10 protein-coding genes and 1 tRNA gene are annotated in these 11,810 nt (G+C 38.1%); 4 read left to right on the plus strand and 7 right to left on the minus strand.

Translation table 11 applies throughout. From position 1 onward, the window contains the following. The first annotated feature begins 128 nt into the window (after nucleotides 1-128). Nucleotides 129-213 (plus strand) — tRNA-Tyr (locus tag BI291_RS00005). Nucleotides 214-407: 194 nt separating this feature from the next. Here BI291_RS00005 and BI291_RS00010 read toward each other — a convergent pair. Further along, complete coding sequence (locus tag BI291_RS00010) at nucleotides 408-2,045, minus strand: tetratricopeptide repeat-containing response regulator (protein WP_074495101.1); 1,638 nt, start codon at nucleotides 2,043-2,045, stop codon at nucleotides 408-410. A 270-nt stretch (nucleotides 2,046-2,315) separates the two neighbouring features. On the opposite strand from BI291_RS00010, the gene BI291_RS00015 reads away from it, so the two are divergent. Beyond that, on the plus strand, nucleotides 2,316-3,680 hold the full coding sequence (locus tag BI291_RS00015) for a DEAD/DEAH box helicase (protein WP_083601788.1): 1,365 nt from the start codon (nucleotides 2,316-2,318) through the stop codon (nucleotides 3,678-3,680). Here BI291_RS00015 and BI291_RS00020 read toward each other — a convergent pair. Continuing rightward, nucleotides 3,670-4,119 (minus strand): YaiI/YqxD family protein, encoded by a 450-nt coding sequence (locus BI291_RS00020; protein ID WP_074495102.1) that lies wholly within the window; start codon nucleotides 4,117-4,119, stop codon nucleotides 3,670-3,672. The genes BI291_RS00015 and BI291_RS00020 overlap by 11 nt on opposite strands. Before the next feature lie 95 nt (nucleotides 4,120-4,214). Here BI291_RS00020 and BI291_RS00025 point away from each other — a divergent pair, with 95 nt between their 5' ends. After that, nucleotides 4,215-4,691, plus strand: coding sequence for an acyl-CoA thioesterase (locus tag BI291_RS00025; protein WP_074495104.1), 477 nt, complete (start codon nucleotides 4,215-4,217; stop codon nucleotides 4,689-4,691). 56 nt (nucleotides 4,692-4,747) lie between these two features. Here the strand turns inward: BI291_RS00025 and BI291_RS00030 are convergent, their stop codons facing one another. Further along, complete coding sequence (locus BI291_RS00030; RefSeq protein ID WP_074495107.1) at nucleotides 4,748-5,383, minus strand: thiol:disulfide interchange protein DsbA/DsbL; 636 nt, start codon at nucleotides 5,381-5,383, stop codon at nucleotides 4,748-4,750. 185 nt (nucleotides 5,384-5,568) lie between these two features. On the opposite strand from BI291_RS00030, the gene BI291_RS00035 reads away from it, so the two are divergent. After that, complete coding sequence (locus BI291_RS00035) at nucleotides 5,569-6,315, plus strand: TIGR00266 family protein (RefSeq protein WP_074495109.1); 747 nt, start codon at nucleotides 5,569-5,571, stop codon at nucleotides 6,313-6,315. A 25-nt stretch (nucleotides 6,316-6,340) separates the two neighbouring features. Here BI291_RS00035 and BI291_RS00040 read toward each other — a convergent pair whose 3' ends face one another. The 4 genes from BI291_RS00040 to BI291_RS00055 are packed head-to-tail and all read right to left on the minus strand — an operon-like array spanning nucleotide 6,341 to nucleotide 11,345. Continuing rightward, a complete protein-coding gene (locus tag BI291_RS00040; RefSeq protein WP_074495112.1) occupies nucleotides 6,341-7,108 on the minus strand; it encodes a sugar-binding protein in 768 nt (255 codons plus the stop codon). A gap of 1 nt (nucleotide 7,109) precedes the next feature. Further along, complete coding sequence (locus tag BI291_RS00045) at nucleotides 7,110-7,619, minus strand: gluconokinase (protein ID WP_074495114.1); 510 nt, start codon at nucleotides 7,617-7,619, stop codon at nucleotides 7,110-7,112. After that, the gene (locus BI291_RS00050) at nucleotides 7,616-9,991 is read right to left on the minus strand and encodes an amylo-alpha-1,6-glucosidase (protein ID WP_074495118.1); all 2,376 of its coding nucleotides are present in this window, start codon (nucleotides 9,989-9,991) and stop codon (nucleotides 7,616-7,618) included. The genes BI291_RS00045 and BI291_RS00050 overlap by 4 nt, the downstream gene beginning before the upstream one ends. Nucleotides 9,992-10,010: 19 nt before the next feature. Further along, a complete protein-coding gene (locus BI291_RS00055) occupies nucleotides 10,011-11,345 on the minus strand; it encodes an MFS transporter (protein WP_074495121.1) in 1,335 nt (444 codons plus the stop codon). Nucleotides 11,346-11,810 lie beyond the last annotated feature (465 nt).

The following is an 11,810-nucleotide window of genomic DNA, read 5'->3' on the forward strand; positions in this document are numbered from 1 at the left end:
GACTCCATGCCGAACTCAGTAGTGAAATGCAATAGCGCCGATGGTAGTGTGGGAGTTCCCATGTGAGAGTAGGACATCATCAAGCTTCTATTAATGGAAAACCCAGCTATGCTGGGTTTAATCCGTTTGGAGGGGTTCCCGAGTGGCCAAAGGGATCAGACTGTAAATCTGACGGCTCCGCCTTCGGTGGTTCGAATCCACCTCCCTCCACCATATAAATAAAGCTCGACAGTTGTCGGGCTTTTTTTATATCTGAAAAACAAGAAGATAACCATCGTTGATTAAATTCTCAGAATAAATGAAATACAGATGAGTGTGTAGAACAGGATTGCGAAATAACCCTTTTCTAGCGGATAAAACATTAATACAACATTTTTTGCTGATGGTGATTAATACGTTTCAGTTGATTAGTGTGTATTAAAAGCATTTAAGGCTTCAAACTTACTTCTAAGCTTTAAGAATCGTTTAAACGACTCACTTTCAGGAGATAATTCATTGAAGTGTTTAATCAATACTTTTGCTTGCTTAAAGTCATCTATGCGTTCTTTATTCGCTTCATAAGAGACTAACAAAACTTGTAAGAGATTAAGTTTTACGCCGATATGGTGGGGAAAGTGATAAAGCGCTTGATTAAGTTTATCGATAGCTAATGTATAATGTTTTGCTTTATAAAGACTAACACCAACTTCTAATGCAGTTTGAGCAGCAATTTTATCTTTTTCACTGATAGGCCTATCTGAAAGCGCAACAACTTCTGAAAGAATTTCCATGTTATCAGGATGAGCTTGAGAGAGATTTTCTAATAATATTTCTGCTTTACCTCTTCGTTGAAGAGCAATTAACGATTTTGCAACTTTAAAAGTGCCTTCAGTAGTGAGCACTTTTTTGTAAGTTTCTAACAGTCTTTCACCCTCTTTTAGGGCACTTTTTGCAAGTCCAACATCATTTGCTTTTGTATGTAGACGCGCAATTAAAAATTGTGAAATAACCTTTAATTCATTAGCTTGAAAGTCACGTGTCATATTATTTAATACCGCAAAGGCTTTATCATTTAACTTTCTTATTTGACTCTCAGATAAGCTGTCGGCATGTCCTATTAAGGCTTCAGCAAATTGAATTGCATTGTCTGGTTTTTTGTGGATTGAATGATACGCAAGATCATTGGTTTTAGATAATGCAGAAGTTGCTTTACCTAAACTGTTATTATTTAGACAAATTTCAGCATACTGTTTTAAGCGAGTAACGGATCTAGGTGAAACTAATAATGCTTGTTCTAAAGTTTGCTCAGCTTTTTCATAGTCGTTGTTGTAGATTTGTGATTTTGCTAACCAATCATATGCTGAAAGATAAAAAGGATTATCATCAACAATAGCTTGAAAATATTTTTCAGCCTCATGGTAATTCTGTTCGACTAACGCTATTTTCCCCAAACCAATGGTTGCCCATTGACAGTTAGGTGTACCAACGTATGCCGAGTAAATTTTTCTTGCTTGTTGATATTCGCCTAATTCAAAGTGTTGCCTAGATCTTATTCCTAAACATTCGTGTTTATATGGACTATTTTTATATACTTCTTGATTACAGAGTTGAATGACTTTTTTGCGATCATTTGTATCCAGCGCATGATAAATTTTTGCCATGGCTGTTTTTTTTTCAAATGTACGAGTCAGTCGAATAGAAAGGTCTTTAAGGGTATAGGGTTTAATGAGGTATTCATCAGGCTTATGTTCTAACGCCGCTAATACCATCGCTTGAGACACCTCAGCAGTAATCATGATGACGATACATTGCCGTGAAAGTAAATTTTTAGCTCTTAATTCTTCGAGAATTTGTTGGCCATTTTTTTTATTATCACCAAGATCATAGCCAAGTAACACTACGTCATATGCAGTTGCTTCACAAAGTGCAATAACGTCTGGTGCATGATAACTAGTTTCTACACTTAAGACCCCTAGGCTATAGGCAAATATTTTCAGGGCGTCTCGTGACTGCTTTATGTTATCAACAATTAGGAAGCGCTTGCTACCATAATCAATTTTAACCATGAAATCCCTTCATTATCAGTTACTACCTTGTTTTTAGCGGAAATATTACTTGTTGTCTAGTATTGCAGAACGAAAAGACAGTTACTATAGCTAACAAGAAGCAATGATACTTAAGGTTAATAGAGAAGAGTAAAAAGGTTATGATATATATGTCAGTCAGTAACAGGTATAATGTCAGTCTTACACTTTTAAAGCTAAGGGCTTAGCTAAAGCTTTACTGTGTATGTGATTGCGCTTTTCGAGCTTCTCTTTTTTAATCGGGTATACTTCATGTCTTTTTCGTTATTAAATTTATCTCAACCGGTTTTAAAGGCGGTTGAGGAACAAGGTTATCACACGCCATCGCCAGTGCAACAACAAGCGATACCTGCTGTATTATCAGGCAAAGATGTTATGGCTGCTGCACAAACAGGAACGGGCAAAACGGCTGGTTTTACTTTGCCAATTATTGAAAGATTATTGAAGGGAAAACCTGCTCGCGCTAATGAAGTGAGAGCATTAATATTAACCCCTACAAGAGAACTTGCAGCTCAAGTTGCTAATAATGTTGCTACATACGGGCAGCACACCAAATTGCGTGTAAACGTAGTATTTGGCGGTGTTAAAATTAATCCGCAAATGATGAAGCTAAGAAGCGGTAGCGATGTGTTAGTGGCAACGCCTGGTAGATTATTAGACCTTTATCAACAAAATGCAGTCAAGTTCTCGCAATTAGAAGTGCTGGTATTAGATGAAGCGGATCGCATGTTAGATATGGGGTTTATTAGAGACATAAAAAAAATATTGTCATTTTTACCTGCACAAAGACAGAATTTATTATTTTCTGCGACCTTCTCACCGGATATTAAAGCGTTAGCTCAATCTTTTGTACATAACCCTGTTGAAATTTCTGTCAGTCCTAGCAATAGTACGGCGAAAACTGTTGAGCAGCTAGTAGTGCCTTGTGATAAGAAAAAGAAGTCTAAATTACTAAGCTTTTTGATTAAAGAAAACCAGTGGCAACAAGTGTTAGTTTTTACAAAAACAAAACATGGTGCGAATCGACTAACCAAAGAATTAGATAGCCAAGGTATATCTGCATTGGCGATACACGGTAATAAAAGCCAGGGCGCAAGAACAAAGGCGTTAGCTAAATTTAAGAATAATGAAATAAGTGTTTTGGTGGCAACGGATATCGCAGCACGAGGATTAGATATCGACCAACTGCCTCAAGTGGTGAATTTTGAATTACCACATGTATCAGAAGATTATGTTCATAGAATTGGTAGAACAGGTCGAGCAGGTGCTGATGGCTTCGCAGTGTCTTTAGTCTGTGCAGATGAGCACAAATTACTGGAAGATATTGAATATGTGATACAACAACATATTGAACGTAGTATTGAACCAGGCTTTGAGCCTGTCAATGCGCTACCTGCTTCTCGGGCTATTCGACCGTTAAAAACGAAGAAACCCAAGAAAATTAAAAGTCAGAAATTAAACACACAAGAAAATAATCGTGGTGGTTCAACGGTAAAAAAATCAACTAGAGGTAAACCACATTCGAACAATACTAATAAAAAGCATACAACTAAGAAGCAGCAAGGACAAAGTCATCACGGGACTAAAAAAGTGGATCCGTATGCGGCTAACCGCTAGCGAGATTAAGCCATTTGTCTAGTTGATTAGCAAAGGCTTGTCTGTCTGCCTGACTGAGCGGCGCACTGCCGCCAGTTTCAATACCACTTGATCGTAAAGTATCCATAAAATCACGCATATTAAGCCGCTGTTTAATATTGCTTGTCGTGTAAAGTTCCCCCCGAGGATTTAAAGCGATACAACCTTCTTCTATTACTTCAGCCGCTAAAGGTATATCACTGGTGATAACTAAATCGTTAGGCGAACAACGTTTGACAATTTCGTTGTCAGCAACATCAAAACCACTACTAACACGCACAAAGGTAATGTAAGCCGAAGGTGGGATTTTCATTGCATGATTAGCAATTAATGTCGTTGGCATCTTTGTTCTTTCAGCAGCCCTAAAAATAATGTCTTTAATTGGAACTGGACAAGCGTCAGCATCTACCCAAATGGCCATAATCATCTCGTATTAAAAATATGTACAATATTAGTGTCTTGCCGCTATAGTAAAGTTAACATCGCCAACAGCCAAGTAGAATAATAGAGAAAATTATGAATGATCCTCAACGCTCACTAACGTTACGATTTTTAGCAGAACCACAAGATGTAAACTTTGGTGGTAAAGTGCACGGAGGAGCGGTGATGAAATGGATAGATTTAGCGGCTTATGCCTGTGCTGCTGGTTGGAGTGGTCGCTATTGTGTAACCGCTTATGCTGGGGGAATACGATTTGTATCGCCAATCCATGTTGGGAGTTTAGTCGAAGTGAGTGCTGAGGTGATCTATACCGGTAATTCATCCATGCACATTGCATTACAAGTACATGCCTGCGATCCAAAATCGTTAAATAAGCGAAAAACTACACATTGTATTGTCGTGATGGTTGCTGTTGATGAAACCGGCCATAAAGTGTCAATTCCACAGTGGATTCCTGAAACAGAAGAAGATAAAAAGCAATTAGAATCTGCGAAGAGACTCATGGAAATGCGAAAGGAAATAAGTGCTGAGATGGATCACTTAGTTTTGTAATTGTTTTGTTTAAGGAAGTGCTGATGAACTTAGCACTTCCTATGTTAGCTGTTTATTTAGTCTAGGGTAAGCAGGTACGCAATAAGGTTTTTGTAATCTTCAATAAAGTTCTCGCTATCTATTGCTCTTGCATTAATTGCGTATTTACCATTAACCACAAAAGTAGGTACGCTACCGACATAACGACCTGCGGATAATTTGTCTTGAACTTTTTTATCGCGTTTTACCCGTGACATTAAGGCAAAACTCTTTAGCCCTTTTTCAAAGTCGCTTGCTTTACCACCCGCCGCGACATAAATTTTCTTCACATCATCGATAGAATCAATTGATCTTTTTTGTGTTTGTAAATAACTAAAAGCTTCAGCATTATATTGCTTAGCGATACCCGTTTTTTCGGCAATGATCATGCCTTTGCTTAACATAAATTGTTTTTCAGGTGCAGACTGTCCCATAAAGTCTACGTGTGTTTTGGTCAGTTTTGTACCATCGGGTAAGCTCTTTTTAATTTCAGGTAAATATGCCTCAAAGCCTCTACACGCAGGGCAGTGGTAAGAAAAATATTCTCTCACTTCTGGCTTTTTAGTCGCTTGACCAGGGATGACTTTATAATGCTCTCCCTCTTCGTATTTTGCTGCATTTGCGGCAAGAGGAATAAATACAGTTGCTAATAAAGCGGCAAAAAATTTCTTCATAGGTTTAATTCTCTTCATAAAAGTAGCGTATGTGTGCGATATTATCATTATTCTGAGTAATTGGTAATATTGCATTGCGTAGATTAATCTATGCTGAATAGACCGTGCGTACTTACCCTAACTTCAAGATAAAATGTAAATAAATGTTTTGAGTGAAAAATAGATTAACAAGGAAGAAAAACACAATGCAAAGTCATGAGATAGATTACAAAATTATTGGTCATTCTATGCAAATGGTTGAGATAGAGTTGGATCAAGGAGAAACGGTTATCGCTGAAGCAGGTGCGATGAATTATATGGAAGACGGTATCATTTTTGAAACTAAGATGGGTGACGGCTCGGATGTTGCGCAAAGTTTCATGAGTAAGTTATTTTCAGCAGGTAAAAGAGCCTTCACTGGCGAGTCTGTTTTTATGACACATTTTACTAGCCAGGTTTATGGCAAACGTAGTGTCGCATTTGCAGCGCCTTATCCGGGAGAAATTATTCCTTTAGATCTTGCGCAATTAGGTGGCAGCGTTACTTGTCAAAAAGATGCTTTTTTATGCGCAGCACGCGGGACTAAAGTTGATATAGCCTTTAATCGTCGTTTAGGGAGTGGGTTTTTTGGCGGAGAAGGGTTCATCTTGCAGCACTTGTCGGGTGATGGTAAAGCATTTGTTCATGCCGGTGGTACCGTGATAGAAAAACAACTTAATGGAGAAACGTTACGCTTAGATACCGGATGTTTGGTGGCATTTAGTGATGGTATTGATTACAGTATTGAGATGACATCAGGCTTAAAAAGTATGTTTTTTGGTGGTGAAGGGTTATTTCTTGCCACTTTGTCTGGTCACGGAAAAGTATGGATTCAAAGTTTACCTTTTTCACGGCTTGCTGATCGTATTATTTCACATGCACCTAACCTTGGCGGTTCAAGCCAAGGCGAGTAGTAAATGTGGAAGTAGGCGACAAGCTTTACTCTATGAGTAACAGCTTGTCGAAAACATCTGCGGTTATGTAACCTAAATTTTTACTTCCGTTCACGGGGGTAATATCTGTAGAGCCGATAAAGTGTTCTCGTTGTTCACTACCGTCATTATCACAGTATGCAAGCATAAAGCCGATTACCTTACCTTCAGTTAATTCAACGCTTGGATAGTTGTGCTGTTCTTCCATGGTGAATTTATCGTCATAGATTGATATAGCCAACTCCCAGATTACGTTATGAGGCTTTTTTTTACTACGTTTCCAGCGGCTTTTTATATGATCGTTTAAAGTAACAAAAGATGGTTGGCCATTGGGTAATTTACTCGCGATGTCGACAACTTGATTGTCTAATGCAATATGGTAAGCGAAGGCATTAAAGGAGTATTGATGGTTACCGCCTGATGCATCTTCATCTATGAATACTTCTAGGCAATCGTCATCCCAATAAAAATAAAGTGGATCAGCATGTTGGTCAAATAATACATCATCAGTAATTTCAGCAAGAATAAACAAAGTGCTGTTATTCCATAGTAATTTAAAACGTCCTTGAAAGTCAGTCTTATTCGGCATTTCTCCTAACAGCAAATGATTCATGCCTTGCCATGATGCGGTCGACCATATTTCTGTATCTATTTCTCCATCTATTTTGGGTGTTAACATTGTTTTATGTACTTTTATTGTCTGTGCATATGCATTGTTATTAATAAGCAAAGTGGTGATGCATAATGCTAAGTAAAGTAGTATATGGTGTTTCATATTAAGGTTTCTGCTGTTGAACAATACTGGAGATTTGTTGTTGGCTTGTTTGTTTCATCGTTAGTAATATTGTCTTTTCTGCTTCACTATTAGAGAGCGGCTCGAATTGATTCAGTTGATCGGTAAGCAAGCTAGGTGAAAAAAAATGTGTTTTTCTATTTTTCAGGCGCATCCTTAGTATTGAAGGTTCGGGCTCAATAAGTACGTAAGTTACTTGCATTGCCAATTTACTAAGTGTTTTACGATGATGGTGTTTTAAACCAGAGAAAGCTAATACAATGCTCTTGTTGTTAAACTCAAATGAAGAGAAGTAATGTTTCATGCGTTCAATCCATGCTTGGCGCATTACTGGGTTAATGGGGACTCCTCTTTTCATGAATGAAATTGCTTCTTGTGAGTGAAAGTCATCTGCATCGAAATAATCAAAGCGGAGGTGTTTAGCCAAAGCATCTGCTAACGTTGACTTGCCCGTGCCACTGACGCCCATAATTAATATCAGTTTTGCAATCATGCCTTTCCCCTAGGTATTGGCATTGAAACCCGTATGTTATAGGTTTTCCCTCGGGTGATAGCACGTATGGTATTGTCTTCTATACGTTGTTTATTAAGATAGCTGGTTATCTTACTGACCTTATTACTTTGTTGATATTGAATATTAAAATCGGCGCCTAAGACTGAATATGAAATCGTTAAATTAGACCATGAACTAGGTAGTTTTGGTGTTAAGTGTAAGTTTCCTGCTTGTATATTAATGCCACAAAGTTCTTCAATAATGCAGCGATACACCCAAGTGACAGTACCCGTATTAAATAACTGACTAGATTTTCCAGTCATTTGAGGCATTTGAAAATAAGCACCACGATAATAATTGGGAATAAAATTAGGCATCTGTTCGCGTTTACCAGCATCTTCCTTCGAAGGAAGCATTGCTTTAATCACATCAAACGCTAATGACCCTTCGTTTTCTTGATACAAACTGTAAGCGAAAAAAGCGGAAGCATGATTATATATCGAACCATTTTCAGCAGTACCTGGAAATTTTTGAGTGACTCGACCAATATCTTCATGCATGTGTGTATATGCAGGTGATAGCATCATGACACCATAAGGTGTTAACAACTTTTCTTTGATGCTTCGTAACATACGTTGTTTTTGATTTTCATCTGCTGCATTACAAAGTAGTGCCCATGCCTGCGGATTTAAGAAAATCTCCCCTTCAGGATCAGATGAAATTCCAAATGTTCGCTTATTATCTGTGATCCCACGTGCGTACCAGTTCTCATGCCAAAAATATTGGTTTATCGCGCGATTAAGCACTGTTATTTCTTGTTCATATGAAGCGATATAGTCTGAATTTACATGGTATAAACGGCATATTTTGTTCCATATCGCTAATGAGTAACTTGTCGCCATAGTAAGCCATGCAGATACCCCTTTTCCTTTATGACCAACCATATTCATTGGATCACACCAATCGCCTTGTTCAATCAAGCTTAGTCCTTGTTCATTCCGTGCTGCGAGTAAAAAATCAAACGCTAAGTTAATATGTTCAATTAAGGTGGCTGTTCTCTCTGAATCTTTAAAGCGTAAAGACTGATGAAGAATTGTCTTGTCGTTAGTTGTATTTAGATAGCTTTCAAGGCAAATGGTAAGCCATATACAGTGGTCGCTATGCGGCACTAAATTTATATATTTAAGCGTCGCGTTATCTGAAAGCAATATGCCGTCAGGCATAGCTCCAGAGCTTAACTGTTGTGAAACGGCAGTGATTATCGCTTGTCGGCAAAGGTCGGGAACTAAATAGGTAACGCCCATGGCATCTTGTAAGTAGTTTCGCGTTTGCGGATCGGTTGTTAGTCTATTGACATCACCATGATAAAATACCTGTCTAGGTAACCAATGATTCACAAACTCATCGAAATCGGGCTCAGGGCTATTTAATAGTAGCCTGTTATTCATCTTGGAAAAGTATTGCTGGTATGCAGATGCTGCTTGTTCAAAATCATCATCTTCGATTAAATATTTATTTTTTAGTGTGATGATTTCTTGCTCATTGTTTGCTGGCCCGAAAATAAACGCATGGTTAATCTTTTCTTGAGGCGCTAGTTGGTGGCAAAATTGCATACAAGCTACAGGAGTTTCATAAAGTGCTTGTGCTTGGCTAAGATGTGAGGTTTTTAGATCATCTGGCGCATGTAGCCCACCTTCACCTTCTACACTTTTTTGATTTGCATTCCAACTTTGACAAGGGTGTTTACTGATAAAGAATGTCCAATCTTTTAAATGTTGATTTCGATAATAATCAGCCACTTGTTGATATGGCGTGATTGAGCGGGCAATTATCCCGTTTATGCTCGAGTTATAATCTGCAGATTGATTCATCCATGACATATAACCAATGGTGAAATAAGGGTAAAGGGCGATGATTTTCTCAACTAATCCTTGATTTGTAATGTTGATTTTCCAGAGCTCGAGACTATCTTCTGTTGGCAAAGATACTTGAATTTCAATTTTCAATTGCCAATGTTCAATGTACCACGATATATTTTGCTGGCCTGCATTAAAGGTAAATTTATCTAGCGGTGATTTGACTGGTTCATAAGGCAGAGAAATTATTTCATTAGTTTCTATACATTTGAGGTAAAAAAACCGTCCTGCATGGTGGCTAAAGTAATCTTGCTCTGGTTGCATGAATGTTTTAGCTTCCATATTAGGAGCATGGGCGTATTTTGATGGTTCAGGTTGCATGAATTGTGCATTAGCAAAGCCTCTACAGTTCACATGTAGCATCATGTTTTTGTTCCATAAAAAGCTACTGGCTTTCGGCATCGATACAGGGTCGCTAATCGACAGTTGGTGATTCTGATAGTTAAATTCAAACATGCCAATGTTACTCCTGAATTTATGTTTTTCGTGTTAGTAGAGATTGTTGGATTTCTTCAACACGATGTTCTGACAGAGGGTAGCGGGTGATAATCCCTACACTAACAGCGGCGAATACCGCAGGTATCAATGTCATTAATAATACGATTCCTGTTTGTGAATCTGAATTTTGTACTTGATTAGCTACATAGCCCATTGAAGCTAAAAGCCAACCAATCATTGCGCCTGCGATAGCGCTTCCCAGCTTTTGAGAAAATGCAGCGGCTGAAAACACCATTGCTGTTGCCCGTCTACCGTGTTTCCACTCACCAAAGTCAGCAGAGTCTGCGTACATTGAAAACACTAATGGTGATTTTGGTCCTAAACAGAAACCAATAGCGATTTGTAGTGCGAAAATTAAGGCGACTTGGTCACTAGGCACAAAATAAAATGCGATAGATAGCACGGTAATGACACTCATAAGTAACATTAAAAGTGTTTTTTTATCCAAAAACTTGATCATGAAAGGAGTCGCGGCTGCACCGACAGCTAACGAAAGCATGTAACAAAGTGAAAAGCTGCCAATGAGATCTTCTCGGTTAACGTAATACTTGAGGTAAAAGGTGCCAGTGCTTCCTCTTAGCGTAATGGTCATCATTATGATTAATGCTAATGTGAATAATATCAGCCAAGGTTTGTTATGCATTAAATCTTGAATATCTTGTAATATCGTTGATTTTTGAGATATTGGCGGTGAAATTCTTTCACGTGTAGTAAAAAAGGTAATACAAAATAGAACAGCAGCAACACTTCCGTAAATCGCCATGGTGACTTGCCAGCCGAGCACTTCATTTTCGGCACCGAAATACGCGACCAGAGTAGGAGTAAAATAAGCAACAATACTGCCACCTGAAAATGCGCCTATAAAACGGAAACTTGTTAAGGTCGTTCTTTCTTGGCTATTGGCTGTTATTACACCTAATAATGCTCCATAAGGCACATTAATAAAGGTGTAGGCGAGCATCATAAAAATATAGGTAGCGTACGCCCAAATCAGTTTATCCTCACCTTGTAAATCGGGAACAGTAAATGTTAATACGCCAGCTGAAACAAGGGGTAAAATGCCCCATAGAAGGTAAGGTCTAAATTTGCCAAATGTTGTTTCGGTTCTATCTGCCAATGCTCCCATTAGAGGGTCAGAAAAAGCATCGATAACTCTTGTTACTAGCATCATAGTACCGACTGCTGCTGGATGTAAACCGAATACGTCGGTATAAAAAATAAACAAAAACACATCGAAAACGCGCCAATAAAAATTAGAAGCTACGTCTCCACAGGCATAACCTATTTTCTCTTTTAATGTAAGTAATGCCATGACTGCTCCTTGATCTATGAATCGTAAGTACGAAAGTCAGTTTTGATTAAAAATCTAGCACTTTATTACCATATGATATTTTGTAAGCGCTTACAATAGTATTTTATATTGATGAAGTAGTTAATTTTTAAGTAATATACCTGACACAATATAATATTTAATATCAGTGAGTTATTGGTTTTTTGGTAAACTTGTACCAAATATGTATTGACCAATTATTGCTCATAGCCTAACTTAATGTAAGCGCTTACAATTTTAGGTTGCATGAATTCCTTACACACGTTGGTTTTTGTTATCGGATTGTAAGCGCACAAAAATATAAAAATAAATGGGGAGATAACATGAAAGACATGAAATTTAAAAAAGGCATATTAGCGAGCTCAATCGCAATGGTGCTTGCTGGTGGTGCTGCACCATTAGCAATGGCTGAGCAAGGCGCTGATAAAGAAGTTGAAGTAATTGAAG

The organism is Thalassotalea sp. PP2-459 (assembly GCF_001913705.1).
Taxonomy (GTDB): Bacteria; Pseudomonadota; Gammaproteobacteria; order Enterobacterales; family Alteromonadaceae; genus Thalassotalea_C; species Thalassotalea_C hakodatensis.

Excerpts from the sequence above, each read along its gene's own strand:
- BI291_RS00010 (WP_074495101.1), bottom strand. The coding sequence starts at position 2,045 with ATGGTTAAAATTGATTATGGTAGCAAGCGCTTCCTAATTGTTGATAAC.
- BI291_RS00055 (WP_074495121.1), bottom strand. The coding sequence starts at position 11,345 with ATGGCATTACTTACATTAAAAGAGAAAATAGGTTATGCCTGTGGAGAC.
- BI291_RS00020 (WP_074495102.1), bottom strand. The coding sequence starts at position 4,119 with ATGGCCATTTGGGTAGATGCTGACGCTTGTCCAGTTCCAATTAAAGAC.
- BI291_RS00040 (WP_074495112.1), bottom strand. The coding sequence starts at position 7,108 with ATGAAACACCATATACTACTTTACTTAGCATTATGCATCACCACTTTG.
- BI291_RS00050 (WP_074495118.1), bottom strand. The coding sequence starts at position 9,991 with ATGTTTGAATTTAACTATCAGAATCACCAACTGTCGATTAGCGACCCT.
- BI291_RS00015 (WP_083601788.1), top strand. The coding sequence starts at position 2,316 with ATGTCTTTTTCGTTATTAAATTTATCTCAACCGGTTTTAAAGGCGGTT.
- BI291_RS00045 (WP_074495114.1), bottom strand. The coding sequence starts at position 7,619 with ATGATTGCAAAACTGATATTAATTATGGGCGTCAGTGGCACGGGCAAG.
- BI291_RS00035 (WP_074495109.1), top strand. The coding sequence starts at position 5,569 with ATGCAAAGTCATGAGATAGATTACAAAATTATTGGTCATTCTATGCAA.
- BI291_RS00025 (WP_074495104.1), top strand. The coding sequence starts at position 4,215 with ATGAATGATCCTCAACGCTCACTAACGTTACGATTTTTAGCAGAACCA.
- BI291_RS00030 (WP_074495107.1), bottom strand. The coding sequence starts at position 5,383 with ATGAAGAAATTTTTTGCCGCTTTATTAGCAACTGTATTTATTCCTCTT.